The organism is Kiritimatiellales bacterium (assembly GCA_041656295.1).
In the GTDB taxonomy this organism is placed as follows: Bacteria; Verrucomicrobiota; Kiritimatiellia; order Kiritimatiellales; family Tichowtungiaceae; genus Tichowtungia.
In genome coordinates this window covers 1-26,406 of the sequence record JBBADV010000007.1, presented here as the reverse complement: position 1 = coordinate 26,406, position 26,406 = coordinate 1, and the positions used below count along the sequence as shown (strand labels likewise).

Below are 26,406 nucleotides of genomic sequence, written 5' to 3'. Positions count from 1 at the left end.
TGTTTAACACACGGAACATCCGTGCTATTATAATCCCTGCGATTTTTTCCACTCGTCGTAGCGTTTGATTTCGCTGTCGAGTTCTTTAAACGCTTCGGATGAACGGAAGCGTGTATAAAGCTCTTTCTGTTTCGCAAGCTGGTCGGCAATCACCTGCGGATCGAGCGACATCAGTACGAATGCGGTCACAGTGCTGCCGGTTTTTTCAGTTTTTACTTCCTCTACTGTGCTGCCGGAAAGTTCCTGACTGGTAAGGATTTTTGCGGTGCTGCTAAACTGCGAAAGGATTTCCGCTGTTGCGGCCTGACCGGTTTCTTCGAGGAAAAATTTTTCGAGTGATTCGACTTTAATATTGATCATTTGCGCCAGTTCCTGCCGCGCATTAGCTTTGGCTTTGCGAATGGCGAGATCAAGGTCTTTGGACTCACCGAGTCCAACAACGGCGAGTCCGCCGGCTTTACGCGCGTCACCGGCTTTGCTTTGCATTTTTTCATACGCCGGAATTTGCGCAACAGCCGCCGGCTTCGGTGTACTGGAACAGGCGGCGATGAGAACAGTGATAGCAGCGAATGTTGTTGAGATTAGAATTTTTTTCATAAGAACTCCTTGGATAGATATAATTAAAATAACTATTTCGCCGGCGCAGCGCAAACAATAAAATAAACCGGAAATGAAAGCAGAATGCTGAATATGTTTTGGAAGTCCAATATATTTCAATCAGTTGTAAATTTCATGATCGGCCGGAATGTATACGCAGGCATACGGCGGCAGTGTGCGGTTTTTAATTTTGAGGCGACCGGTGCTGCCGGTTTAAATTCATGAAATGTATTTGAAATTGATGGTTTTATTGATGTTTTTCGTTGCACCGGCGAACGAGTCATTTAAACTGTGCGCATATTTTTTATCAACCGTTAACCGGAGCAATCGAATGGCTGAAGAACTGCAACCCCTGCTGAATCAGATTCAAAAAGAAGGCATTGAAAAAGCGGAACGGGAAGCCTCCGCAATTCTTGCCAAAGCCAAAGAGGACGCCGCAAAAATTGTGAGTCATGCCGAAGCCAAAGCGAAAGCGATGATTGAAAAAGCGGAAGCGGAGTCAACGCTGTTTACACAGCGCAGTACTGCTTCGCTGCAACAGGCCGCACGCGACGTGATTATTACCGCCGGTGAAGGCGTTGGAAATATGATTGCTGGAATTGTAGCGCAGGCGGCGGCCGAAGAGCTTTCCGGTGATGTGATGAAGGAGATGATGCTGAAGCTGGCGGAATCGGCCGATTCCGGTACTGAATTTTTGGTGAACGCAGAGGATAAAAAACGGCTGGCGGAATTCGTCGCCGGCAAATTCCTTGCTGCAGCCAGGCGGGGCGTTGAATTGAAAACAGATAACGACGTGCTGCAGGGATTTAAAGTCAGCTTCAAAGACGACCACGCGTATATGGATTTTACCCAGGATGCGATTGCTGCGGCACTGATGGCGTTGCTGCGGCCGAATCTCGCCGGAATTGTCGGCGCGGCCGCACAGCATGCTGTGAAATAATGGAATGAAAAAATATTGGTATCTGGTTGCGTCGCTGCCGTATCTGCGTCTGGGGGAAAAACCGGTGCTGGATGCGGACGGGTTTCGTGCGGCATGCATGACAGAGCTGTCATCGACAGATCTGGACACCGTGGATGCCGTGCTTGGAAACCGTGAACCGCCGGCGGGTGCCGCCGGAATTTTATGGAATGCTGAAGTTCAGTTGCGTGATGCGCTTATCCGGTTGCGCGCAAAACATCATACCGGCGAAAATCTTATGCAGTCTCATCCGTTCAGCGGATTCAGCGTCGCACTCGAAAAATCGGTGCAGGACGCATTCGCCAGAAGTAATCCGGCAGAGATGGAAATGGAACTCGACCGTGTTCGCTGGAATCTTGCCGATGAACTGGCGGCGACTGATCCGTTCGGGTTTCCGGCGGTCGTCGCTTATGCTGCGAAACTGCGGCTTGCCACGCGCTGGATGCAGATGAACGATGAAAAAGGCATCGTTGCCGTTGAAAAATTTATTGCAAAATCTCTAACAGAAGATCGCGACGGACACAAAGGAGGCGAAGATGCATAAGGATTTCCGGCGAGCCGATGCATTTGAAGTTCACCGTGAAAAAGGTCCGGGACTGGTTGAATCAATTTATGAAAAATGCCTGATACGTGAACTGGAGCTCCAAAAAATTCCAGCAGAGAATCAGGTTGTTGTTCCGGTGGAATATAAAGGGTTTGTTTTTGATGAACCATTGCGTCTGGATGTGTTTGTCGACCGTTGTCTGATTCTCGAATTGAAAGTGGTAAGAGAAGTGCTTCCCGAACATAAGGCTCAACTGCTGAGTTATATGAAACTGCTTAATGCGCCGGTCGGGTTGATTATAAATTTTTATGAGCCGGTTTTAAAAAATGGAATTTACCGGTTGATTTTGAAAGGAGCAGATCAGGTCTGAGTTCTTTGCGGACTTCGCGACCTTCTGTTTGAAAACAGGTAAGGAACGGAATATGAACGTTGGAAAAATTGTTGGAGTGAACGGAAACCTGTTGACGGTGGAATTTGATACGCCGGTGATTCAGAATGAGGTGGGCTATGCAAAGCTCGGTGATATCCGGCTGAAAGCGGAAGTGATCCGCATCCGGGATCAGCATGCGGATATGCAGGTGTTCGAAGATACCGGCGGTCTGAAAATCGGCGATCTGGTTGAGTTTACCAGCGAACTGCTTTCAGCGGAGCTCGGTCCGGGACTGTTAACGCAGGTGTTCGACGGTTTACAGAATCCGCTGCCGGCGCTCGCCGAAAAGGAGGGCTTTTTTTTGCAGCGCGGCGTTTATCTCGATCCGCTGCCGCGCGATAAACCATGGGCGTTCACACCGCTGGTGAAAACCGGCGATGTTGTGGTTGCCGGCGATGCGCTGGGCGAAGTGCCGGAGGGGATTTTTAAACACAAAATTATGGTGCCGTTCCGTCTCGCCGGAAAGCTGACCGTGAAATCAATTTCCGAAGCCGGCGACTATACCGTCACTGAAAAAATTGCGGTGGTGACGGATGAAACAGGCAAAGAGCACGACGTCAGCATGATGCAGGTCTGGCCGGTAAAAGTGCCGATTCGCTGTTACGCCGAACGGTTGCGCCCGACGGAACCGCTGGCAACGTCGCAGCGCGTAATCGATACATTTTTTCCGGTGGCGCGCGGCGGCACCTATTGTATTCCCGGTCCGTTTGGTGCCGGCAAAACAGTGCTGCAACAGGTAACGAGCCGCCACGCGGACGTCGATATTGTAATTTTTGCGGCATGCGGCGAGCGCGCCGGCGAAGTGGTTGAAACACTGCGCGAATTTCCGGAGCTGACCGACCCGCGCACCGGCAAAAGTCTAATGGAGCGCACACTGATTATTTGTAACACGAGTTCAATGCCGGTGGCAGCGCGCGAGGCATCGGTTTACACCGCCGTGACAATTGCGGAATATTACCGGCAGATGGGTTTGAATGTTCTGCTGCTCGCCGACTCAACGTCACGCTGGGCGCAGGCGCTGCGCGAAATGTCCGGTCGTCTTGAGGAGATTCCGGGCGAGGAGGCATTTCCGGCATATCTTGAATCCGTGATTGCGGCGTTCTATGAACGCGGCGGCGTGGTTCGTCTCAACAACGGCGAAACGGGCTCGGTGACGATCGGCGGAACAGTGTCGCCGGCGGGCGGTAACTTTGAAGAACCGGTGACGCAGGGCACGCTGAAAGTGGTCGGCGCATTTCACGGGCTGTCGCGTGCACGCTCTGATGCGCGCCGGTATCCGGCAATTGACCCGCTCGAAAGCTGGAGTAAATATAGCAGTATCGTTGACGATGTTGAGCTGAGCACCGCGCGCCGGTTTTTGCGCGAAGGCAACGAAGTCGATCAGATGATGAAGGTGGTTGGAGAAGAGGGCACGTCGATGGACGACTTCGTCCTTTATCTGAAATCCGAATATCTCGATGCGGTCTATCTTCAGCAGAACGCTTATAACGAGGTGGATTCGGCCACGCCGGCAGATCGTCAGAAATATGTGTTCAGATTCATTGTAAAATTCCTGAACACAAAACTGATGTTTGAAACAAAAGACACTGCGCGCGCATTTTTTCATACGCTTACGCAGGCAACGCGCGACTGGAACCAGCTGGCGTTTGAGTCCGCCGAATTTAAAAAACAGGAAGATCAGTTGAATCAGCAGATCGCGGAGGTCGCAACCCATGAATAAAATTTATCACCGCATTGAACAGATTACCGGCAACGTGATTGTTGTCAGCGCCGGCGATGTGACATACAACGAACTGGCGGAAGTAACATCCGGTTTCGGCACATCACTGGCGCAGGTGATCCGTCTGGAAAACGGTCGCGTATTCCTGCAGGTATTCGCCGGCGGGCGCGGCATTGCCACCGATGCCAAAGTCCGGTTTCTCGGTCATGCCATGGGAACACCGTTTTCTGAAAATCTACTCGGGCGCGTCTTCACCGGCAGCGGCACTCCGCGCGATAAAGGGCCGGCAATTACAGAGAATGAAATCCCCATCGGCGGGCCATCGGTGAATCCGGCGAAGCGCATCATTCCGCGCAACATGGTGCGCACCGGAATTCCAATGATCGATGTGTTTAACACACTGGTTGAATCGCAGAAGCTGCCGGTTTTTTCCGTTGCCGGCGAACCGTATAACGAACTGCTCGCGCGCATCGCACTGCAGGCAGAAGTGGATGTGATTATCCTCGGCGGCATGGGATTGAAGCATGACGACTATCTCTATTTTCGCGACTACCTCGAAGAAAACGGCGCGCTGTCGCGCTCCGTGTTGTATGTTCATACGGCCGCTGATCCGACGGTGGAATGCCTGCTCGTGCCGGACATCGCACTTGCTGTTGCTGAAAAATTTGCCCTCGACAATAAACGCGTGCTCGTGCTGTTAACGGACATGACGAACTATGCCGACGCACGTAAAGAAGTTGCAATCACGATGGAGCAGATTCCGTCGAACCGCGGTTATCCCGGCGACCTCTACAGTCAGCTGGCCGCGCGCTACGAAAAAGCCGTGGACTTTGAGGGCGCCGGCTCAATCACCATTCTTGCTGTAACCACGATGCCGGGCGACGATGTCACACATCCGGTGCCGGATAACACCGGCTACATCACCGAGGGACAGTTCTATCTGAAAAACGGCCGGATCGAGCCGTTCGGCTCACTCAGCCGTTTAAAACAGCAGGTGAACGGAAAAACGCGCGCTGATCACCGCACCATCATGGATACAATGATCCAGCTGTACGCATCCTATAAAGAAACGCTTGAAAAACAGTCGATGGGGTTCCGCATGAGCACATGGGACGACAAGCTGCTGAAATACGGCGAACGCTTTGAAAACGAAATGATGTCGCTCGCGGTAAACATTCCGCTCGAGGCCGCGCTCGATCTCGGCTGGCAGATGCTCGCCGATTGCTTTGAGCCGCAGGAAACCGGAATTTCAACCAAACTCATTGAACAATTCTGGCCTCGAAAGGAAAAACAAACAGAAGTTCGCGAAGAGCGCTAAGAAATTTTTGCGGACTTGGCGAACTTGAGCGAAGCGAGTGTTGGAAAAATAGATGGCTAAAATAAAGTACACAAAGAATGAGTTGAAAGCGCAGCGCGACGCACTGACGCGCTTTACGCGGTATCTGCCGACGCTGCAGTTAAAAAAGCAGCAGCTACAGGTTGAATTGCGTCAGCTTGAAACGCAGATTGCCGCGAAACATGACGAAGAGAAGACAGCGCGTACCGGTTTGGCCTCGTGGGTAAAACTTTTTTCCGAACCGTTTGATTTTCTGCCGTACATCGAGGTTAAAGCAATTCACCGTGCATACGGAAATATTGCCGGCGTTGTCATTCCGCTGTTTGAAAAAATTGAATTTGCCGAAAAAACTCCTGATCTGTTTGAAACGCCGCCGTGGGTGGATCACGGAATTAAAATGCTGCAGCATCTGATTCGCCTGCGCGTTGAACGCGGAATCATTGAAGAGCAGCACCGGCTGCTGGCGTGTGAGCTTGAAACCACAGCACAGCGTGTGAATCTTTTTGAAAAAGTAAAAATTCCGGAGTGTAAAGAAAATATCCGCATGATCCGCATCTTTATCGGCGATCAGCAGACGTCCGCTGTAGCGCGGTCAAAACTCGCGAAAAACAAAAGCGCTGAAAAGGCCGGTGCCATTTAGATTTGCCCACGAATAACACGAATGAACACGAATAAAGACATTTTATATAAAAAAGAAAGCTTCGCGATCATTGGGGCGTGCTTCAACGTGTATAATGAGAAAGGTTTCGGATTTCTTGAGCCGGTTTATCAGGAGTGTATGGGAATTGAACTGGCATTTCAAAAAATTCCATTTGAGGCACAAAAGAAACTGGATTTGTTTTATCGCGGACAAAAACTCAATCATTCTTATGAACCGGACTTTATTTGTTTTGATAACATTATTTTAGAATTGAAAGCGGTGGACAAAATTACGGATGCGCATCGCGCGCAGGTTTTGAATTATTTGAGTGCGACCGGATTTAAATTAGGAATCATTGTGAATTTTGGACATTACCCGAATCTTGAATATGAAAGAATCGTTCTTTAATTCCTGTTTATTCGTGTAATTCGTGGGAAGTAAAATGATTGTTAAAATGAAAAAACTGACGCTGCTGTGCACGCGCGCCTCCCGCGAAACAACGCTGGATGCACTGCGTGATCTTGGCGTGGTGCATTTAACGCCGGTACAGCCGCCGGCGGGGAACGAACTGGATAAGGCCCGTGAAACGCTCGCTTCACTCAAGCGCGTATTAACTGCGCTGTCCGGGCAGTCTGCTGCACATTCAACAGGAATGCCGGTGCAAAAAATTATCGATGCGGTGCATGAGTTGATATCACAGCGTGAAGTACTCACAGAACAAATTGACGCGCAACAACAGCGGGTTCAGCGTTATCAGCCGTTCGGCAGTTTTTCTCCGGAAACGATCCGGTCGCTGGAAGCATCCGGGGTTTATGTGACACTGGCGGCTTTATCGACGAAGGATATCAATCACATTCCCGATGACATCCGGCTGGTCGAATTGTCGCGCACAAAAGGAACGGTCTATGCCGCGTTGATTTCGCGTGAAAAAATTGATTTGGATATCACCGTTGTTCTGCTGCCGGAAGAGTCGCTGGATGACATGAAAGTTCAGCTTGAACAGTATAAAAGCCGGCAGGAGAACATTCGCCTCGAATTAGAAATTTTGGCTGCTGATCGTGCGGCGGTTGCTGAGTTTGCGGCGGCGGAAGAAAGCCGCATCCGTTATCTGGAAGCGCGCGCCGGCATGGGTGATGAAAAAGATATTCTTTATTTATACGGATTTTTCCCGGTGCGGCAGGAAGAAGAAATTAGTGCGGCAGCTGGCAAAAACGGCTGGGCGGTTCTGGTTGAAGAACCGGCGGCAGATGATCCGGTTCCGACACTGCTGACCGATCCGAAATGGATGAGCCTGATTAAGCCCGTATATCGCCTGATTGATGTGCTGCCCGGATATGACGAAGTAGATATCAGCGGCCTGTTCCTTGTTTTTTTGAGTATTTTCTACGCGTTTATTGTCGGCGACGCCGGATACGGGCTTCTCTTTATCACCGCCAGCCTGTGGGCAAAGTTTAAATTCAAAAAAAGCCGGATTGCACAGATGACGGTGAATCTGCTGATTCTGATGAGCAGCTGTACTGTGATCTGGGGCGTGATGAACGGATCATGGTTCGGCATCGACTTACAGTTTCTGCCCAAACCGCTGCAGCATATCACACTGCCGTGGCTTCTGGGTGGCGGCGATGCTGATCTTGTGCGGACGCGTGTGATGCTGGTCTGTTTTACGATCGGTGCCATTCATTTGTCGATTGCGCACGGCTGGAACCTGATCCGGAAGCTTAACTCTCCGACAGCGGTATGTGATCTCGGCTGGCTCTTTACCACCTGGGCGTTTTATTTTCTCGCGCTGAATCTTGTTATTGGAATTGGTGAGCTGAATATTGTCCTCTGGACCGCACTGGGAATCGGCGCCGGACTGATTACGCTAGGCACGATCCTGATCAAAAATTATACAGGGCTCATCACGCTGGCGCTGGATATTGTCGGAAATTTCACCGACATTATTTCGTATGTGCGCTTGTACGCCGTCGGTGCGGCGTCGCTGGCTATCGCGCAGGCATTTAATAACATGGGCGCAGATGTGAACGGCGCACTGCCGGTTGTGGTCGGGCAGTTGTGCGGCGCGTTTGTCATTTTCATCGGGCACGCGCTCAATATTACGCTGGCGGCACTCAGCGTGCTGGTTCACGGTATTCGCCTGAACACATTGGAGTTTTCCAATCATGTCGGCGTACAGTGGGGCGGCGTTGCTTATCAACCTTTTCGGAAAGATTAACGGAGAATGGAGGAATCAGTATGGATGTAACAGGAATGCTTGCATTGGCAAAAATCGGCGGGCCGCTTGCGCTGGGATTCAGCGCGCTCGGATCGGCCATCGGAATTTCAATCGCCGGCTCGGCGGGAATCGGAGCGTGGAAGAAATGCTACGCACAAAACCGTCCGGCGCCGTTTCTTCTGCTTTCATTTATCGGCGCGCCGCTGTCGCAGACAATTTACGGATTAATCGTTATGCTGCTGTTTAAAGCGCGTGCAATTGAAAATCCGGAACTCTGGCTGGTCTTCTTAATCGGCGGACTGATGTCCGGAATTGCCCTGGGCGCATCGGCATGGCTTCAGGGCAGAGTCTGTGCTGCCGGCTGCGACGCGTATGCCGAGACCGGAAAAGGTTTTGTCAACTACATCATTGCCGTCGGCACCGTAGAAACCATCGCATTGTTTGTCATGATCTTTATGCTGCTGGCATTTTAAAACCGTTTATATTGAGCACGTATAGATCAGGACTCACAATTTGTGCCGGCACCGCCGCCCGCCGGAGTTCCGGCGGGCAGTGATTTTTTTAAAATTGGAGTCAGTTTTTCCCAGACATTGCAGGTATTTATCAGTACCTTCGTTCAAATTTTGGAAAAATTATGAATTTACAGGAACTTAATCAAATCAGGGAAACTGCGCGGGCAGAAGCACACGGCGCGGCAGATGCGGCAGCCCTGGAAGCAGTACGTATTAAATATCTGGGACGTAACGGATTGCTGCCGGAGGTGATGGCGCAGTTGAAATCCGTGCCGCCGGCAGAGAAGCCGGTATTTGGAAAATCGGCGAATGCACTGAAAAACGAACTGACAGATTTGATCAGAGAACGGCAGGAAACGCTGACTGCCGGTGTGAAAAAAAGCGGATCGTTTGATCCGACCAGGCCGGGACTTTGGCCGGCACTCGGCTCCGAACATCCGATCAGCAAAGTTACGGCACGCATCATTGAAATTTTTCAAACCATCGGATTCACGGTAGCCGACGGGCCGGATATTGAAACTGTCTGGAACAACTTTGACGCGCTGAACACGCCACCGGATCATCCATCGCGCGACGAGCAGGACACCTTTTATCTGAATAGCGGCGATCTGCTGCGCTGTCATACATCGCCGGTGCAGGTACGCTATATGGAAAGTCATCAGCCGCCGGTCCGCATCATCGCACCGGGACGCTGTTACCGGCGCGACACGCCGGATGCAACACACAGCGCGAACTTTCATCAGGTCGAAGGGCTGTACGTTGCCGAAAATGTTTCGATGGCGGATCTGAAAGGAACGCTCGCTTATTTCGCGAAACAGTTTCTCGGCGAAAACGTTAAAATCCGTTTCCGCCCGCATTTCTTTCCATTCACCGAACCGAGTTTTGAAGTCGACTTCTTTTTTGAGGTCGGCGGCAAAAGCCGGTGGATTGAAATTCTCGGCGCCGGCATGGTTGATCCGAATGTATTCCGCAACGTCGGGTACGATCCGGAAAAAGTCACCGGCTTCGCATTCGGCATGGGCATCGAACGCCTGGCCATGATTATGTATGGCATCAAAGACATTCGTATGCTCTACGAAAACGATGTCCGTTTTCTTTCGCAGTTTTAAGGAATTGTTATGGCTAAACTGATAAAAATCGACACGCTGGGTGAATGCACATTTGATTCTCCCTTTAAGGCAAAGTGTCAGAAGTTTTTTTATGATGACAACGGAATCATCCGTAAAGTTCACGCGTTTGACTATCCGGAAGGGAGCAGTGTCGACGGAATTGAATATTTTGAACGCGCCGGTGCGCGCGAAAAAATTCATTTCAATCCGGCAGAAGTCATCGTCGGCGTGGTCACATGCGGCGGACTTTGTCCCGGCCTGAACGATGTGATCCGCGCGGTGACATTCTGTGCTAAAGAGGGCTACGGCGTAAAAAAAGTACTCGGTTTCCAGTACGGCTTCGAGGGACTCGTCGCCAAATATTTCCATCCGCCCATTGATCTGACGCCGGATAATACCGACGAAATCCATGAAAAAGGCGGCACGATTCTAAAATCGTCGCGCGGTCCGCAGGACACCAAAGAGATTGTACATACCTTGCGCCACTATAAAGTTAACATTCTCATCGCCATCGGCGGCGACGGCACGCTGCGCGGTGCACGCGATATTCAGGATGAAATTCGTGTGCAAGGGCTGGATATTGCTGTGATCGGCGTGCCGAAGACAATTGATAATGACATTGGCGTTATTGAGCGCTCATTTGGATTTCAAACAGCCGTTCAGGTTGCCTGGGGCATTATCAACTGTGCGCATGCCGAAGCAAAAGCCAACCGGCATGGTGTTGGACTCGTTAAACTGATGGGGCGCGAATCCGGCTGGATTGCAACGTCCGCCGCGGCAGCCAACAGCAACGTAAATTTTTGTCTGATTCCCGAGGTGCCTTTTGATCTGGACGGGCCGAACGGATTTTTTGAACACCTCCGCCGGCGGCTTGAGAAGAAAGATCATGCCGTGGTGGTTGTCGCTGAAGGCGCCGGGCAGGATCTGGTGCCCGATCACGTCGCCGGCGTTGATAAATCCGGTAATAAAAAACTGGCCGACATCGGTGTATTTCTGCGCGACGAAATGAGGCGCTGGTTTGCGAAACAGAAGTGTGAAATCAATGTAAAATACATCGATCCCAGTTACACCATTCGCAGTACGCCGGCGAATGCCGCCGATTCTGAATACTGTTTATTCCTCGGATATAATGCCATGCACGCGGCAATGGCCGGCAAAATCGGCATGGTCGTTGGATTGCATAATCACCGGCTCGTGCATCTGCCGATCGACATGATCTCTGCGCGCAAACTCGTCGATCCGCACGGATGGGTGTGGCAGGGCGTTTTGCAAACAACGCGCCAGCCGGCTTGTATGACCAATGAGGAATAAGCGAGATTCTTTTTTGCGAGCTGGAGGGTCGCCGGCCTCGGCGACCGCGGACGGCAAGCCGCCGTCCCGCCAAAAGTAGACGCGACGCCCCCGTCGCGTTCCGTGCGCAGAGAACGCGGCGAGGGCGCCGCGTCTACTTCTCTGCTTTGCTAAAAAATTTTCCGCAGATGGACGCAGATGCGCTGAAAATCTGCGTCCGTCTGTTTTTGTTATCTGCGGATCTATTTCATTTTCATTCCCGGCGTTTTGGAAAGTAGACGCGACGCCCTCGTCGCGTTCCGTGCGCAGACAGGAAAGTCTGCGCCACATTCATTTCTACATTAACGAATTTGTAACGAGCGGAATGCATCCGGCAGTGCGTCGATGATATTTTCAGCAGTCATCGACTCCTGTCCGTAATCCAGCGCGGCGAACTCGCCGGCGGTTCCGTGAAGAAATACAGCAGTCTTGGCGGCATCAAACGGATCCATTCCTTTGCCGGCGAGCGCAGTGATCATTCCGGCCAGTACATCACCGGCGCCGGCGGTCGCCATACCGGGATTGCCGGTCATATTTACGCCGGAAATTTTGCCCGGTGCGGCGACAACGGTTCCGGCACCTTTCAGCACAACGACCGCGCCGGTTTTTTCAGCGGCGGTGCGCGCCTGCTTTAAACGGCCGGTGTCCGGTGCACCGAACATCCGCCGGAATTCGCCGGGATGCGGGGTTAAAATTACCGGACATATTGCGCCGAAGATTTTTTCCGGTGCAACGCACAACGCACCGGCATCAAGAATTAACGGCACGTGCAGTGTATTCAGCAGGCTTTCAACAAACTGTTTTGTCGATTTTTCCGGCGCCATTCCGGGACCGGCTAAAACTGCATCAAAATCTGAAAAATCAATTTTCCGGCGGCGGGAAAATCCATGCACCATGATTTCCGCGCCGGCGAGGATGGAAACCAGCGGCGCAATTTCCGGCGCTGTGATCACCGTGACCAGACCGGCGCCGGAACGCAGCGCCGCGCGCGCCGACATGGCAATGGCGCCGGCGGCGCCGTTTTCACCCCCGAATAATAAAACGTGTCCGTACTGATTTTTATAACTGTCGCGTTCGCGGCGCGGAATAAAAAGATCGGTGCGGTCAATCAGTTCAGCTTCTTGATTGCCCTCGATTTGATCAACCAGTGCCGCCGGAATTCCGATGTCGATCACTTTAATATGACCGGCATACGGTGCGGCAGATGGTTGAATGAATCCGGTTTTCGGCAGTGCCAGCGTTGCCGTTAAATCCGCTTTTACCGCCGCGCCGGAAACGTCACCGGAATCGGAATCGACGCCGGATGGAAGATCGATGGAAAGCACGGCCGCAAACTGTGCCGCGGCATTTATCCATTCAATGAGCGACGCCATAAAGCCGCGCGGCGCACCGGTGGCGCCGGTACCGAGCAGTCCGTCGATCATTAAATCCGGCGCCGCAACTGGAATTAAATCAGACGCGGTCGAGATTTCTTTCGGCAGAATTCCGGCGCGAATCATTTTTCCTAAATGTGTTTGTGCGTCGCCGGAAATTTTACTCTGCGCTCCGCAAATCCAGACTTCGATATGGATATCCGATTCTGCCAGTTCCGCTGCCGCCGCAAACACATCACCGCCGTTATTGCCGGTGCCGGCGAGCATCAGAATGGATTTCCCACCGCGCGCCATGAGCATTTCCATCGCGATAGCGGCGACGCCTCTGCCGGCGCGACGCATCAACTCTTCGCCGGGAATTCCGGATTCTTCAATCGTCCGGCGATCCAGTTCTCTCATTTCTGCCGCAGACACCGTTTTCATGGGTTCAGCATAAAATATTATAATGGCAAATCAATACATTCTAGACAGGGTCAGCAGCGAGATCGTAGTCCGAGGCGGCAGTGATAACCGCATCATAGCGATCGCCCGGAACCGCTTCGAATTGCGGCAGGAAAATGACACCGTCAACCTCCGGCGCTTCGAACTGTGAGCGGGCAATATTGCATTCCTCCCCTGCTCCGTCGATCATGACTTCCACCGTGGTTCCGACGCGTGCGGCGCAGCGCGCTGCTGATATTTTCTGCTGCGCTTCCATTAAGCGGTTCCGGCGTTCGGCTTTGATTTCCGGCGAAACGGCATCATGCATTTGGGCTGACAGCGTGCCGGGTTCCGGCGAATAGGTGAAAACGCCGGCATGTGTAAAACGCCCTTCATTGATAAAATCCAGCAGCTCTTCAAACATGGCATCGGTCTCACCGGGATGTCCAGTGATGAAGGCGGTGCGGATTGCAGTACCCGGCAATGCGGTGGTGATTAAATCGAGTATTTCAATGGTTTCTTTTTTGTTGAGTACACGTCCCATCACAGCGAGCATCGGATCGGAAATATGCTGCAGCGGCAGGTCGATGTACCGGCAGAAGCGTTCGTCGGATGCCATGATGTCGAGCACCTGGCGTGTTAAATGCTGCGGACAGGCGTACAGCAGACGGAACCATACATCGTCGTTAATTCCATCACGCAACCGGCGCAATAAATTGTGCAGTTGCGGTTCGCCGGAAAACTCTTTGCCGTATGCGGTAGTATCCTGTGCAATGAAGTTCAGCTCTACTGCACCGGCATCGATCAATGCCCGTGCTTCGTTCATAATGTCGTCCATCGGCCGGCTGATTTGCCGGCCGCGAATTTTCGGAATGGAGCAAAACCGGCACGGATTGGAACAGCCTTCGGAAATTTTTAAATACGCAGTGTGCGGTGATCCGATTCGCAAACGCGGCTGCAAAAGAAATTCGCTGTAACTTTCCGCCGGGATTCCGGCGCCGGCATTTCCAAGCAGTTCGGCACAGAATTCAGGCAGACGGCTGTAGCCGGAAAATGGAACCTGCGCATCGGCTCCGGCGAGAAATCCGGCGAGCTCCGGTGCATCAGCAGCGCGCTTGACTAAACACCCGAGCGCGACGACCGCACGCAGTTTTCCTGTATTTTTCAGGGCACGCATTTCATTTAAAACGCCGGCGGCTTCAGCGCGCGCGTCCTGTATAAATCCGCAGGTGTTTACGAGACAAATGTCGGCATCCGCAGGCTCTTCAGCAATCAGCCAGCCGCTTTCAACAAAACGGCCGAGAATCAGCTCAGAATCCACTGTGTTTTTTGCACAGCCGAGACTGATGAGAGACACGGTTAGAATATTGGAATGATGGAGTGATAGATTTTTGTTTTTCGGCATATTTTCAGTCTCAAGTCTAAGGTCTGAACGTCGCAAGTCGAAAACCGGAAATGACTTTCCGGCCTTCAATATCAGAACTTTTCAATTTCATCCAGGTAGTGACGCTGCCCGCTTTACTTTTTTCTTCTTTAATTCAGCCATTATTCCTTCGTTCCAGTATTCCAACACTCCATTCTCTTACTTTTTCCAGAATCCCGGCAGAAACAGAACGAGCACGGTATAAAGTTCGAGCCGGCCGAGCAGCATGCAGCCGGTGAGGATGATTTGCCCGAAGAGCGAAATGCCGGCGTAGTCATGCACCGGTCCAACCGCGCCGAATCCGGGACCGACGTTGCTGAGTGTTGTCAGCACTGCCGTTATTGCGCTGCTGAGATCAGGCAGAAAAAATGTCATCAGAAATGAGGTGACGATAAAAATACCGATATAAATTCCGAAAAATGCCGCGATATTGGCTTCGACTTCATCGCCCACCGGACGTCCGCCGAGTTTGATCTGCAATACGGCCTGCGGGCGCATAAACTGTCTGATTTCTTTGAGCATTTTCTTAAGAATGACAAACACGCGCACCAGTTTTACGCCGCCGGATGTTGAACCGGCGCACGCGCCGGTAAACATCATGATGCCGAGCAGCATGCGCGAAGAAGAGGGCCATAAATCATAATTCGCCGTGGAATAACCGGTGGTGGTGATAATGGTGGTACCCTGGAAAAAACCGGCGCGCAGCGATTCTGCAAAATTTCCCGCATACAGCGGCAGTGTATTGAATGCAAAAAAGATTCCGGAAATGAACAGAAATACAAAATAAAACCGGCATTCCGGATCACGGAAATAACTCAGTGGACGTCCGGAAAGTGCACGGTAGTGCAATGCAAAATTAATTCCGGCGATAAAAGTAAATGCCGTTACAATCCAGTCGACGGACGGGCTGGCATAGGCGCCGATGCTGTCCGTACGCGTTGAAAATCCGCCGGTGGCGATAGTGGTGAATGAATGGCAGACTGCGTCGAACCACGTCAGTCCGGCGATAAAATGCAGCAACAGCGCCTGCATCACAGTAATAAAAAAATAGACACCCCACAGCAGTTTGGCGGTGGTGGTGATGCGCGGTGTTAAGCGGTCTTTCGCCGGACCCGGCATTTCGGCACGGTAAATCTGCATGCCGCCGACGCCGAGAAACGGCAGAATTGCAACACACAGCACGAGCACACCCATGCCGCCGAACCATTGCGTCAGTGAGCGCCAGAACAGAATTCCGCGCGGCAGACTTTCGAGTGTGTCATAACCGGGCGCAGCGGACGGCAGGACGGACGCACCGGTCGTGGTGAAGCCGGACATCGTTTCGAAAACGGCTTCGTTTATTTCCGGAATAATACCGGAAACAATGTACGGCAGCGCGCCGAACAGCGCCGCAAAAATCCAGCCGAACGTGACAATCCCAAACCCGTCGCGGCGCGTCAGATTAAAATCGCCGCGCGTTAAAAAGGACAGCAGCAGCGCAATGCACACAGTGATTCCGGCAGAGATGAAAAAACCGGCGGGAATGTTTGCCGGGTCATTCCAGTAAAGTGACAGTCCGCCGCACACGCCCATCGCCAGTCCGATCACCAGCGTTACCACGGCTGTAATATGAGATACTGCGCGCTTATTCATTGTTAACAGTTCAGAGTTCGGAGTTCACAGTTTTCCGTGCCTGATCTTTGATCGCTACTTCAAAAATATCGCCTCAATTTTCTTCACAGCGTCCGGATGCGAAAAAATCAGCACGCGATCGCCGGCGGCTAACTCCAGATCGCCGGTCGCCGTCAGCACTTCGCCGGCGCGCATCACGGTGGCAATAATAGATTCGCGCGGAAATTTTACCTCTTTAATTTTTTTCCCGGCCAGTCTGCTTTTTTCATTCAGCGTTGCATCCAGCAGCTCACCCGGCAGGTTGTGCAGCAGCGATGCCGCCCGGACCTTATGAGAACGCAGATAATGCAGAATTGCATTCGTCATGGAAATGTACGGGCTGACTACGCGGTTTACGAGATAAAGCTGTTCAATCACCGGCACATAATCGGTACGTGTAATCTGCGTTACGGTGAATGCCGCACCGCGCTTTTGCATCACCAGGCAGCCCATAATATTATCTTCATCATCGCCGGTCAGCGCCACAAACGCGGTATGTTCCGTCAGTCCCGCCTCTTCCATCGTACTGTCCGTCAGCGCATCACCGCGCAGCACCAGCGCTTTTTTTAATACAGAGGAACAGTATTTTGCACGCTCTTCATTCTTCTCGATCACCACGCAATCGGTTTTCGTTTCAAGCAGTTCAGCCAGCATCAGTCCAATATCGCCGCCGCCGGCGATAACAACTTTTTCAAACGGTTTTAAATCCGCAGAAACCCACTCAAAAAATGCGGCGACGTCCGCCGGTTTCCCAACGAGATAGAGCCGGTCGTTTTTCTGAAACACTGTGTCACCGTGCGGCACAACGAGCTTATCGCCGCGCCGGATTGCGATCATGCGAATGCTTTGAATCAAATCAAGCCGCTCGCACTCTGCCGGTGTACGACCGTACAGCGGACTGATTACACTGACCGGAAAACCGGCGACCATCACCTTGCCGTCAAACAGCCGGAACGCCTCCTGTGCGCCCGGCATTTGCAGCATATTAAAAATTTCCAGTGCGCATTCCTGTTTCTGGTTAATTATCAGATCAATGCCCATCGCACGTAAATCATAGGTTCCGTTTGCATAAATATATTCCGGACTTGATACGCGCGCAACTTTGCGCGGAACACCGGCGGCATGTGCGCAGAGGCAGGTCAGAATATTCACCTCATCGCTGTCGGTCACCGAAATAATCAAATCCGATTTTTCAAGCTGCGCTTCCGACAGTATGCGCGGACTGGAACCTGATCCTGCCACGGTCAGTACATCCAGCCGCGCTTCCACCAGCGCCAGCACCTTGGGATCCGGGTCGATCATCACGACGTCATGTTTCTCAGCAACCAGCCGTTCCGCCAGCTGCTGCCCCGCATTACCCGCACCTATGATTAAAACGCGCATGGATGAATAATCTCGTATTTAAGGATCGAAAGTCAAAGGTCTTAAAGTCAAAAATCATTCGACTGCCCTTCACTTTCGACATGTTCAGCTTTCCGGAAAGAAGTCTCCCAGGCTTTGTCCATGCTGCCCGTTTCGACTTTTCGCGCCGAAACTTTTTTTCAACGGCTCCGCCGTTTCGTATCTCAACAGAAATTCCCGGCACGAAATTACCGTGGCACCGAAAACCGACACCAGCCGCTGTTCGACCCAGTCCGACGTCACCACCAGGATATTTTCCGGCATTTCAGCATCGTGTACCATCTGTTCGATCACACCGTCGGCGGTGCGGTTCGCCGGCGAGAAGAGCACTTCTATTTGTGCCGACGTTAGCGAGGCATCCACTCCGCTTTCGCGTCCGTCAAATACCACCGTAATTTTCCCCGCCATCCCGCCGGTAAGTTTTTCAATTTTCCGCACAATGAACTGGCGCGCTGTCATCAGATTGTCCCGCCGGTGACGCGCATCCTGATCCTGATACATCAGGTTGTAGCCATCGATGATAATATGTTCATAGTTCATGATTCAGGGTTCAGGGTTCAGGGTTCAGGGTTTTGGATGAGTTTTTAAATACCGGATAAAACCGCCAATTGTGGCCTTCGCTTTTTCTGCCAATTGATATGCTGAGTTAAATTGGTTCTGTGCAATATAATTCCGGTCCACCGCGAGATAAAGCCCACTTTGCACTTCAGTGCAGGATCGTTTGGCATAACTTAAGAATCTTACAAATTCAGGATTCAAACCGGAATCAAATCCTTCGGCAATATTATGCATCACAGAACCGGATGCCCGTTGAATCTGATCCCGCAATCCATAATCCATTGCGAATGGTTTATTCGCCGTAAACCCGTAAATTAAATTTGCCAGTTGCCTGCCCAGTTTCCAATCTTCGATATCTTCAAACCGTTCGATCTTCATCCATTTCTCCCGACGCAAAACTTTAAAAGAAATGAGGGTAAAATCAACGGTAACTTCTACAATAATCAACCCTGAACTCTAAACGCTGAACGCCGAACTCACTGCACAATAAAATTGCGCAGGACGTAATTCAGCACTCCGCCGTTTTTCAGATAGTCAATTTCCAGCGGCGTATCAACGCGCGCTTTCACCTGAAATATTTTATCATCAGCCGTTACAGTAAGAATTTTGCCCGGCGCAAAACCTCCAGCAATGCCGGAGATTGAAATTGTCTCTTTTCCGGTCAATCCAAGGCTTTCTGCCGTTTCACCATTTATGAATTCACAAGGCAGAATACCCATGCCAACGAGATTCGAGCGGTGAATCCGCTCAAAACTTTCAGCAAGTACCGCTTTTACACCGAGCAGTTTCGGCCCTTTTGCCGCCCAGTCGCGTGATGAACCGGCGCCGTACATCTTGCCGGCAATCACCACCAGCGGAATGCCGGCATCAGTATACCTCACCGCCGCATCATAAATCGTCATCTCCTCACCGGCATCATCCCCGGCGTAACAAACGGTACGACCGCCCTCGCCGTCGATCATCCGGTTTTTAATGCGAATATTCGCAAATGTGCCGCGCATCATCACTTCATGATTCCCGCGACGCGAACCGTAGGAGTTAAAGTCGCGCTCCGCCACACCGTGTGCACGCAGATATTCCGCCGCCGGTGAATTGTTTGCAATGTTACCCGCCGGAGAAATATGATCCGTTGTAATAAAGTCACCGAACAGAGCAAGCACGCGCGTGCCGGAAATATCCGCCGGCGGCACCGGCGGCTTTTCGCAGCCTGCAAAAAATGCCGGCTCGCGCACATAGGTTGAATGTTCATCCCACACGAATACCTGACCGGTCGCCGTTTCGAGTGCCGCCCACTCCGGACTGATTGCCGCTGTATCCTTATAAACGCCGGTGTAAAATTCGGGATCCGCCGCCTGTGCCACCGCTGTATTCAGTTCATCTGTCGTCGGCCAGATATCTTTCAGATAAACTGCACAACCATCTTTTGCGGTGCCGATAGGATCTTGCGACAAATCAATATCCACCGTACCGGCGAGCGCATACGCCACCACCAGCGGCGGCGACGCCAGGAAATTCGCTTTTGTCAGCGGATGCACACGGCCTTCAAAATTACGGTTGCCTGAAAGCACCGCCGCTACTGTCAAATTTTTCGCACGGATTTCCTCTTCAATTTCCGGTGCGAGCGGACCGCTGTTGCCGATACACGTCGCACAGCCGTATGCTGCAATCTGAAAACCGAGTTCATTCAGCGGCTGCATCAGATTGGCTTTCTCTAAATACGCCGCCGCTGCGCGCGAGCCCGGTGCGAACGACGTCTTTACAAACGCCGGCACTGTTAAGCCTTTTTCCACCGCCTTTTTTGCCACCAGCGCCGCACCCATCAACAGACCCGGGTGCGCCGTATTCGTGCAGCTTGTGATGGAGGCAATAACAACGGAATTTTGTCGAAGGTCGCAGGTCTTAAGGCCGCAAGTCTCCGACGTTTGACTTTCAGGCTTTCGACTTCCGGCGTTTTTCACATCTGAAAGATGCAAAAGCTGATGCGGGCGACTCGGCCCGGCCAGCGCCGGAGCAACGAGCGAAAGATCCAACTCGAGCGTATCATTATAATCCGCTTCCGTTTCGTACCCCCAAATGCCCTGCACTTTGCAATAGGCTTCAATCAGCGCGCACTGCTCTTCGCTGCGGCCTGTCTCGCGCAGATACTCGATTGTCTTTTCGTCGATCGCAAAAAATCCGGTTGTCGCACCGTATTCCGGCGCCATATTCGCCACCGGACAGCGATCCGCCAGACTCAAATTCGCGGCACCGGCGCCGTAAAATTCAACCAGTTTCCCAACCACACCTTTGTCGCGCAGCATCTTCGTTACGGTTAACGCCAGGTCCGTTGCCGTTACGCCGGCGCGCAGTGCGCCGGTAAATTTAAAACCGACGACCTCCGGTGTCAGAATCGGAATCGGCTGCCCCAGCATCGCCGCTTCCGCTTCGATCCCGCCGACACCCCAGCCCAGCACGCCCATACAATTAATCGTCGTCGTATGGCTGTCCGTTCCCACCAGCGAATCAGGGAACACAATTGCCGATTTGTCTCTTTGTGCCTTTGTGCTTAGTGTTTCAGTGCCTTCCTTGGCAACACATGTTGCCAAGTATTCCATATTAATCTGATGACAAATTCCCAATCCGGGCGGCAGCACGCGGAGTGTATGAAACGCGTTCTGCCCCCACTTTAAAAACCGGTAGCGCTCCACGTTACGTTCAAATTCACGTTTTTCATTGATTTCCAGCGCCGCCGCACAACCCGCCGCATCCAATTGCACCGAATGGTCGACTACCAGATCCACCGGCACCTGCGGTTCAATTTGCGCCGGATTTTTGCCGGCGCGCTGCATGGCCGACCGCAGTGCCGCTAAATCCACCACACACGGTACGCCGGTAAAATCCTGCAGCAGCACACGCGCCGGCATAAACGGCAGTTCTTCCTGAACGGCACCCGGGCTCCACTTCGCCAGCGAATCAATGTGCTGCGGCGTGTACGCCGGATGACCCTGCATCCGCAGCAGTGATTCCAGCAGGATCTTAATGACGAACGGCAGCCGCGAAAAATCGTAGCCGCCCTGCTTCTCCAGTTCCGGCAGGCTGTAATAAAAAACACCGGAGCTCAGCTCTTTCAAAAAAAACTCTTTATTCACAATTCCTCCATCTCGTGGAATGCCAGAAGCTTCAATATCAGAACCCGGGCAAAAATACGCAATACTGTGATCGTGCACAGATTTTCTTATTCTAGAAATACAGCCGGCAGCCGGAAAACCAGCCGAAACGCCTCCCGTCTCATGTACCGGCGCTGATTATCGTCCCAGCGATTTCATTGCTGTCATTGAAGCGCGCAGTTCAGCGCCGACTTCTTCAATAAAGTGCTCGCGAATCGCGGCGTTAACCCGAACGAGCAGGCGGTTGTCGGCACTGTTATCTTTAGCGTTCAGACCTTTACCGATTACCGTTGTGTCGATGTCTTGCATGAAATCCCTGAGCAGCGGCACACAGGCATGTGCAAACAAATAACAGCCGTATTCGGCGGTGTCGGAAATGATACGGTTCATTTCGTACAATTTTTTGCGTGCGATCGTATTGGCAATCAGCGGTGTTTCGTGCAGCGATTCGTAATAGGCGGATTCCGGCTCAATTCCGGCTTCAACCATTGTTTCGAATGCCAGTTCAACGCCCGCTTTAACCATGGCGATCATCAGAATTCCATGATCAAAATATTCCTGTTCGCTGATGGCCATATCTCCGGCAGCAGTTTTTTCGAATGCGGTTTTTGCGGTTTCTTCACGCCAGGTGAGCAGATTTTTATCACCATTCGCCCAGTCTTCCATCATTATGCGCGAAAACTCGCCGGTGAGAATATCATCCATATGCTTTTCAAACAGCGGACGCATTATATCTTTCAGCTCTTCTGAAAGATCGAATGCTTTGATTTTTGCCGGATTGCTGAGGCGGTCCATCATATTGGTAATGCCGCCCTGTTTCAGTGCTTCCGTTACCGTTTCCCAGCCGTATTGAATCAGTTTTGCGGCGTAACCGGCGTCGATTTTCTGCTCGATCATTTTATCAAAACACAGTAATGAACCGGCCTGCAGCATACCGCAAAGAATGGTCTGCTCACCCATCAGGTCGGACTTCACTTCGGCAACGAAAGACGATTCCAGCACGCCGGCGCGATCGCCGCCCTGTGCCGATGCGAGCGCTTTAGCGATTTCAAGGCCGTCGCCGTTTGGATCGTTTTCTTTATGTACCGCGATCAGCGTCGGAACACCGAAACCGCGTTTGTATTCTTCACGAACTTCGGAGCCCGGAGATTTCGGTGCGACCATAATCACTGTGAGATCCGGACGGAAATCCGTCCCTTCTTCAACAATATTAAAACCGTGTGCATAACAAAACGTGGCACCTTTTTTCATCAGCGGCATCACTGCTTCAACCACCGCCGTATGCTGTTTGTCCGGCGTGAGGTTCATGATGATGTCAGCAGCCGGCAGCATTTCCTGATAGGTTCCGACCTTGAACCCGTTTTCTGTCACATTTTTCCAGGACTGCCGTTTTTCATGAATGGCAGAATCACGCAGTGTATAGGAAACATCCAGGCCGCTGTCGCGCATATTCAGTCCCTGATTCAGCCCCTGCGCGCCGGCGCCGATAATTACGATCTTCCTGCCTTTAGCATATTCGCAGCCCTTAGAAAATTCGGATGCGTCCATAAACCGGCAGGTTCCAAGCTCCTGCAGCTGACGCCGAAACGGCAGTGAATTAAAATAGTTTTGACCCATGACAACTCTCCTTCTCTGATAAAAAACCGGCACACACTCTACCGGCACTTCAACAGCGCGTAAATTGAATTATTCTGAATATTATACCGCACCCCGCGTCACAGATCCTCACGATCGTTGAAGCTCTCATTCAATATTCGTGATTTCTTTTTCTAGAGAAGATCTTTGCGGGAAGCACTGAGAATGGCGGAAGCGACGGTAAGGTCTTCAGCTGAGCGGATTTTCATGTTACCGGCAGTGGCGGCAACGAGATGAATTGGCTGCTTTGTTTTTCCGAGCAGCGCAGATTCATCGTCTTTGAGCCTCTCTTTACTTTTCAATATTTTTTCAAAAACCGGACGCTTGAATGCCTGCGGCGTCTGGACGAGCCAGATAGAGTTACGATCAATGTCTTTTTCGGCTTTCTGTCCTCTAGCAGCAAATTTTACAGCGTCAACGCTGCGCGCAGCAGTGACGGCAGCGCCGTACCGTTTGGCGGCCTTGACGCTATCCGTAACGATTTGATCGGTGACAAACGGGCGCGATGCATCGTGTACGACAACAAGGGTGGCACTATCCGGCACCTGAGCGTAAGCGTTTTTCAGATTCGTTAAACGCACCGACCCGCCGGCGACAATAGCAGAAATTTTACGGCAGCCAAAAGAGCGTATTAAGTGGAGGGTGGTATCAATGCGGTCTTTTTTGACAACGACAACAATGCCGGCAATCTCTGAATTTTGCTCAAGAATCTGCAGTGACCGGGAGAGGATGGGACGTGAACCGAGGGCAAGGAATGCAACGTCCGTGCCCGGACTGATTTCCTGCTCTTTACCACATGCCAGAACGATTGCCCACGTTGCCATAATTTTCTCCTTTCAATCCAGCGGCATCCTGCCTGCCAAAAATCTCTGGCTTCAGTGGACTCTATAATATTCTTTTTTAAAGCGCTACCATTGATTTGAACAAATCCATGCGCTGGTCAATTTGCCGGCGGTTAATCTCCTCAAGACGCTGCTGACTGAATTCCTCGACGCCGAACGCTGCGATAACGCTACCGTATGCCATCGCCTGGCGAATGGATTTTTCATCAATTTTACCGGCTTCAGCAAGTGCACCCATCAATCCGCCGGCAAACGTATCACCGGCGCCGGTGGGATCTTTCACCATTTCAGGAGGAAACGCATGCAGTAGAAAAATTCCGTTATCAGACACAAGCATACTGCCGGCGGAGCCTTTTTTAATCAACACATAATGCGGACCGAGCTTGAGCAGCCGCTGCGCGGCAGTGAGCAGTGAATTTGTATCCGCAAGCAGACGTGCTTCGGATTCATTGACGGTGAGCATGGTGCAGCGCGCAATGACTTCGAGCAATTTCGGGCGCGCACTATTGATCCATAAGTCCATCGTATCGAGCAGGATGAATTCCGGTGCAGTCATCTGATCAAGGACGTGCAACTGTAATTCCGGCGCAATATTGGCAAGAAGAAGATAGGGCGCCGCGCGGTATGAATCCGGAATTTCCGGCGAAAAATTTTCAAATACATTCAACTCGGTGGACAGTGTGCTGCGACTGTCCATATTCTGTTCATACACACCGCTCCACCGGAATGTGCGGCCTTGCTCAGTTTGCAGTCCGGCGAGATCAATACCCGCTTTTTTCCATGCGGTGCGATACTCTGCTGGAAAATCAGTACCGACCACGCCGACCATACCGGGGCGCGTAAAAAAGGAGGCGGCCATACAGGCATAACTGACAGAGCCGCCGAGAATCTCCTCACGTCTTGCGTGCGGAGTTTCAATGGTGTCGATGCCGATTGAACCAACGATAACGAGTTGCGGCGATTTGCTTCTCACGGATTAATTTTCTTCTCCGTGCGGTACAGGGATATCACCGACAATCTCCTGAACGCGTACCTTGATATCACTGACATCTGTGATGCCAAGTCCGTCGCGCAGACTCTCGCGTACACGGGTTTGAAGCACCTGCGACAGTTCGGGAATTCGCGAACCGGCTTTTATCTTCACGTCCAGGTCGATGCCGATGTTTTCTTTGTCGGCCCGTAGTTTTGGATCGATATGCTCCACGGCGCTGAATTCTTCGCCGGTTTTGCGAATAAAATCGCGCACCGCGTTCACGCTGATAGAAACAGCACCGGCGTCCGATTCAAACGAAATGGATTTTACTTTCGGACGGCGCTTGCCGAGCGTGAACAGATAAAGCAGTGCAATCAGAATCAGAATCAGCCCCGTCATGATGCCGGTCAGTTTTGAATCGCGAACCGGCGAGAGAATTTCGTCAATTCTTTGGAACAGGCTGCCGTACACAATTACACCGCCGAACATCAGCGGCAGCAGCACCAGCAGAATAATACTTAATCCATGCAAAAGTTTTTTCATACTATTACGCCTCTGTTTTGCCGGAACGGCGGATACTCTGCACAGAAATATTTACAGACTGAACATTTTTGCCGGTCATATTTTCCACCGCATCTTTCACCTCGGTCTGCAGTTTTGCACAGGTATCCGGGATATTGATGCCGAATTCAAGTACGACCGTCAGCTCAATTACAATGCTGTTTTCGGATTCAACGGCAACGCGGATTCCGCGATCACGGCTTTTCTTGCCAATCATATCGGCGAGCTCATCCACCAGCGTACCGGAAAGTTCAACCACACCGGGCACTCGCGCCGCCGCTTCGGCAGCAATAACAGAGATTACATTATTATGAATCCGCACGGAACCAAGTCCGTTTTCGCCCTTCTCTTCAGGGATCGGATAATTAATTGCGCTTTCGTTACTCATTTTGCCTCCTTATATTATCTATCATCGCGGATTTAAATGGATGAAAACGGATTTTTCGCAAAGAGGCAATAAAGAGAAGGAAAAAAATTGACAGGCGTATTGCCTCATATCAAAAAGACACCGATGGGGTGAGGGGTTTTGATCGTTGATGGTTATGAGGCAGTTCTTTGGGTGCAGGTTGTCAAGCGGCTGGTTCCCCGGTCTGTTTTTTGAGTTCTTCAATGTGGCACAATTGCGTTTCGATTCGCTCATTGAGGTCAAACGGCTTTAGACTTGCCTTCTCATGGAAGAATTAAAAAGAATCTGGACATCCTGTCTAGATGTTTAGTCCCACCAGTGTGCTGGAACGGATCAAATTTAAAGCGATCTGGATCAGAAGTCCAGAGTTTGCAGAGATATTCGTATGGCGTAAGACCGCGTAATGCTTTGAGCCGTTTGGCAAAGTGACAGGCCATCAAAAAGGTCTGTATGTGTTCTTTCAGCTGATCATGGGTTCCATAGTGATAACGCTTCACCGTGGCCTCTTTCAATGTTCGGTTCATCCGCTCAACCTGTCCGTTGGTCCAGGGATGGTTGGGTTGGGTCAGTCGGTGATCTACATTGTTTCGGGCGCAAGCCGGTTCAAAGGCATGTGCGCGAAAAAGAC

The 26,406-nt window shown here is 51.6% G+C and carries 25 protein-coding genes; 11 read left to right on the top strand and 14 right to left on the bottom strand.

All coding sequences use genetic code 11. The annotated features are described in order from the left end of the window. Positions 1-27: 27 nt before the first annotated feature. The gene (locus WC959_06110; GenBank protein ID MFA5688703.1) at positions 28-597 is read right to left on the bottom strand and encodes an LPP20 family lipoprotein; all 570 of its coding nucleotides are present in this window, start codon (positions 595-597) and stop codon (positions 28-30) included. Positions 598-928: 331 nt separating this feature from the next. Here WC959_06110 and WC959_06105 point away from each other — a divergent pair, with 331 nt between their 5' ends. From WC959_06105 to WC959_06055, 11 genes are all read left to right on the top strand, one after another. Next, complete coding sequence (locus WC959_06105) at positions 929-1,537, top strand: hypothetical protein (GenBank protein ID MFA5688702.1); 609 nt, start codon at positions 929-931, stop codon at positions 1,535-1,537. Between the two features lie 4 nt (positions 1,538-1,541). Beyond that, the gene (locus WC959_06100; GenBank protein MFA5688701.1) at positions 1,542-2,099 is read left to right on the top strand and encodes a DUF2764 family protein; all 558 of its coding nucleotides are present in this window, start codon (positions 1,542-1,544) and stop codon (positions 2,097-2,099) included. Then, complete coding sequence (locus WC959_06095) at positions 2,092-2,469, top strand: GxxExxY protein (protein MFA5688700.1); 378 nt, start codon at positions 2,092-2,094, stop codon at positions 2,467-2,469. Before WC959_06100 ends, WC959_06095 begins: the two co-directional genes overlap by 8 nt. Before the next feature lie 52 nt (positions 2,470-2,521). After that, entirely contained in the window at positions 2,522-4,249 is a 1,728-nt protein-coding gene (locus WC959_06090) for a V-type ATP synthase subunit A (protein MFA5688699.1), read from the top strand. Further along, positions 4,242-5,567, top strand: coding sequence for a V-type ATP synthase subunit B (locus WC959_06085; protein MFA5688698.1), 1,326 nt, complete (start codon positions 4,242-4,244; stop codon positions 5,565-5,567). The genes WC959_06090 and WC959_06085 overlap by 8 nt, the downstream gene beginning before the upstream one ends. Before the next feature lie 52 nt (positions 5,568-5,619). After that, positions 5,620-6,225: a V-type ATP synthase subunit D gene (locus tag WC959_06080; GenBank protein ID MFA5688697.1), complete on the top strand. Its 606-nt coding sequence runs from the start codon at positions 5,620-5,622 to the stop codon at positions 6,223-6,225. Between the two features lie 21 nt (positions 6,226-6,246). Next, positions 6,247-6,633, top strand: a complete 387-nt coding sequence (locus tag WC959_06075) for a GxxExxY protein (GenBank protein ID MFA5688696.1) — start codon at positions 6,247-6,249, stop codon at positions 6,631-6,633. A 46-nt stretch (positions 6,634-6,679) separates the two neighbouring features. Then, positions 6,680-8,440, top strand: a complete 1,761-nt coding sequence (locus WC959_06070; protein ID MFA5688695.1) for a hypothetical protein — start codon at positions 6,680-6,682, stop codon at positions 8,438-8,440. A gap of 20 nt (positions 8,441-8,460) precedes the next feature. Continuing rightward, positions 8,461-8,913 carry a hypothetical protein gene (locus WC959_06065; protein ID MFA5688694.1) on the top strand — a complete coding sequence of 151 codons (453 nt, stop codon included), beginning with the start codon at positions 8,461-8,463 and terminating at the stop codon, positions 8,911-8,913. Between the two features lie 161 nt (positions 8,914-9,074). After that, positions 9,075-10,061 carry a phenylalanine--tRNA ligase subunit alpha gene (pheS, locus tag WC959_06060; GenBank protein MFA5688693.1) on the top strand — a complete coding sequence of 329 codons (987 nt, stop codon included), beginning with the start codon at positions 9,075-9,077 and terminating at the stop codon, positions 10,059-10,061. A 9-nt stretch (positions 10,062-10,070) separates the two neighbouring features. Next, positions 10,071-11,372, top strand: a complete 1,302-nt coding sequence (locus WC959_06055) for an ATP-dependent 6-phosphofructokinase (protein MFA5688692.1) — start codon at positions 10,071-10,073, stop codon at positions 11,370-11,372. 320 nt (positions 11,373-11,692) lie between these two features. On the opposite strand, the gene WC959_06050 is transcribed toward WC959_06055, so the two are convergent. The 13 genes from WC959_06050 to WC959_05990 all read right to left on the bottom strand — a co-directional run. Next, positions 11,693-13,186, bottom strand: a complete 1,494-nt coding sequence (locus tag WC959_06050; GenBank protein MFA5688691.1) for an NAD(P)H-hydrate dehydratase — start codon at positions 13,184-13,186, stop codon at positions 11,693-11,695. Positions 13,187-13,226: 40 nt separating this feature from the next. Next, on the bottom strand, positions 13,227-14,588 hold the full coding sequence (gene rimO, locus WC959_06045) for a 30S ribosomal protein S12 methylthiotransferase RimO (protein ID MFA5688690.1): 1,362 nt from the start codon (positions 14,586-14,588) through the stop codon (positions 13,227-13,229). Positions 14,589-14,765: 177 nt separating this feature from the next. Further along, positions 14,766-16,238: a TrkH family potassium uptake protein gene (locus WC959_06040; protein MFA5688689.1), complete on the bottom strand. Its 1,473-nt coding sequence runs from the start codon at positions 16,236-16,238 to the stop codon at positions 14,766-14,768. A 54-nt stretch (positions 16,239-16,292) separates the two neighbouring features. Next, the gene (trkA, locus tag WC959_06035; GenBank protein ID MFA5688688.1) at positions 16,293-17,639 is read right to left on the bottom strand and encodes a Trk system potassium transporter TrkA; all 1,347 of its coding nucleotides are present in this window, start codon (positions 17,637-17,639) and stop codon (positions 16,293-16,295) included. A gap of 84 nt (positions 17,640-17,723) precedes the next feature. Next, entirely contained in the window at positions 17,724-18,197 is a 474-nt protein-coding gene (locus WC959_06030; GenBank protein ID MFA5688687.1) for an NYN domain-containing protein, read from the bottom strand. Positions 18,198-18,221: 24 nt separating this feature from the next. Then, positions 18,222-18,593, bottom strand: coding sequence for a four helix bundle protein (locus tag WC959_06025; GenBank protein ID MFA5688686.1), 372 nt, complete (start codon positions 18,591-18,593; stop codon positions 18,222-18,224). Between the two features lie 98 nt (positions 18,594-18,691). After that, complete coding sequence (gene acnA, locus WC959_06020; protein MFA5688685.1) at positions 18,692-21,343, bottom strand: aconitate hydratase AcnA; 2,652 nt, start codon at positions 21,341-21,343, stop codon at positions 18,692-18,694. Between the two features lie 156 nt (positions 21,344-21,499). Then, a complete protein-coding gene (ilvC, locus tag WC959_06015; GenBank protein ID MFA5688684.1) occupies positions 21,500-22,978 on the bottom strand; it encodes a ketol-acid reductoisomerase in 1,479 nt (492 codons plus the stop codon). 152 nt (positions 22,979-23,130) lie between these two features. Beyond that, a complete protein-coding gene (locus WC959_06010) occupies positions 23,131-23,820 on the bottom strand; it encodes a 2-C-methyl-D-erythritol 4-phosphate cytidylyltransferase (GenBank protein MFA5688683.1) in 690 nt (229 codons plus the stop codon). Positions 23,821-23,896: 76 nt separating this feature from the next. Then, positions 23,897-24,811, bottom strand: coding sequence for a PfkB family carbohydrate kinase (locus WC959_06005; GenBank protein ID MFA5688682.1), 915 nt, complete (start codon positions 24,809-24,811; stop codon positions 23,897-23,899). Between the two features lie 3 nt (positions 24,812-24,814). Then, positions 24,815-25,354, bottom strand: a complete 540-nt coding sequence (gene amaP, locus WC959_06000; GenBank protein ID MFA5688681.1) for an alkaline shock response membrane anchor protein AmaP — start codon at positions 25,352-25,354, stop codon at positions 24,815-24,817. Between the two features lie 4 nt (positions 25,355-25,358). After that, entirely contained in the window at positions 25,359-25,760 is a 402-nt protein-coding gene (locus tag WC959_05995; GenBank protein ID MFA5688680.1) for an Asp23/Gls24 family envelope stress response protein, read from the bottom strand. Positions 25,761-26,041: 281 nt separating this feature from the next. Beyond that, a partial coding sequence (locus tag WC959_05990; protein ID MFA5688679.1) for an integrase core domain-containing protein occupies positions 26,042-26,406 on the bottom strand: 365 nt, incomplete at its 5' end.

Coding starts and splice junctions, on each gene's coding strand:
- WC959_06110 (MFA5688703.1), bottom strand. CDS start 597: ATGAAAAAAATTCTAATCTCAACAACATTCGCTGCTATCACTGTTCTC.
- WC959_06105 (MFA5688702.1), top strand. CDS start 929: ATGGCTGAAGAACTGCAACCCCTGCTGAATCAGATTCAAAAAGAAGGC.
- WC959_06100 (MFA5688701.1), top strand. CDS start 1,542: ATGAAAAAATATTGGTATCTGGTTGCGTCGCTGCCGTATCTGCGTCTG.
- WC959_06095 (MFA5688700.1), top strand. CDS start 2,092: ATGCATAAGGATTTCCGGCGAGCCGATGCATTTGAAGTTCACCGTGAA.
- WC959_06090 (MFA5688699.1), top strand. CDS start 2,522: ATGAACGTTGGAAAAATTGTTGGAGTGAACGGAAACCTGTTGACGGTG.
- WC959_06085 (MFA5688698.1), top strand. CDS start 4,242: ATGAATAAAATTTATCACCGCATTGAACAGATTACCGGCAACGTGATT.
- WC959_06080 (MFA5688697.1), top strand. CDS start 5,620: ATGGCTAAAATAAAGTACACAAAGAATGAGTTGAAAGCGCAGCGCGAC.
- WC959_06075 (MFA5688696.1), top strand. CDS start 6,247: ATGAACACGAATAAAGACATTTTATATAAAAAAGAAAGCTTCGCGATC.
- WC959_06070 (MFA5688695.1), top strand. CDS start 6,680: ATGAAAAAACTGACGCTGCTGTGCACGCGCGCCTCCCGCGAAACAACG.
- WC959_06065 (MFA5688694.1), top strand. CDS start 8,461: ATGGATGTAACAGGAATGCTTGCATTGGCAAAAATCGGCGGGCCGCTT.
- pheS (MFA5688693.1), top strand. CDS start 9,075: ATGAATTTACAGGAACTTAATCAAATCAGGGAAACTGCGCGGGCAGAA.
- WC959_06055 (MFA5688692.1), top strand. CDS start 10,071: ATGGCTAAACTGATAAAAATCGACACGCTGGGTGAATGCACATTTGAT.
- WC959_06050 (MFA5688691.1), bottom strand. CDS start 13,186: ATGAAAACGGTGTCTGCGGCAGAAATGAGAGAACTGGATCGCCGGACG.
- rimO (MFA5688690.1), bottom strand. CDS start 14,588: ATGCCGAAAAACAAAAATCTATCACTCCATCATTCCAATATTCTAACC.
- WC959_06040 (MFA5688689.1), bottom strand. CDS start 16,238: ATGAATAAGCGCGCAGTATCTCATATTACAGCCGTGGTAACGCTGGTG.
- trkA (MFA5688688.1), bottom strand. CDS start 17,639: ATGCGCGTTTTAATCATAGGTGCGGGTAATGCGGGGCAGCAGCTGGCG.
- WC959_06030 (MFA5688687.1), bottom strand. CDS start 18,197: ATGAACTATGAACATATTATCATCGATGGCTACAACCTGATGTATCAG.
- WC959_06025 (MFA5688686.1), bottom strand. CDS start 18,593: ATGAAGATCGAACGGTTTGAAGATATCGAAGATTGGAAACTGGGCAGG.
- ilvC (MFA5688684.1), bottom strand. CDS start 22,978: ATGGGTCAAAACTATTTTAATTCACTGCCGTTTCGGCGTCAGCTGCAG.
- WC959_06010 (MFA5688683.1), bottom strand. CDS start 23,820: ATGGCAACGTGGGCAATCGTTCTGGCATGTGGTAAAGAGCAGGAAATC.
- amaP (MFA5688681.1), bottom strand. CDS start 25,354: ATGAAAAAACTTTTGCATGGATTAAGTATTATTCTGCTGGTGCTGCTG.
- WC959_05995 (MFA5688680.1), bottom strand. CDS start 25,760: ATGAGTAACGAAAGCGCAATTAATTATCCGATCCCTGAAGAGAAGGGC.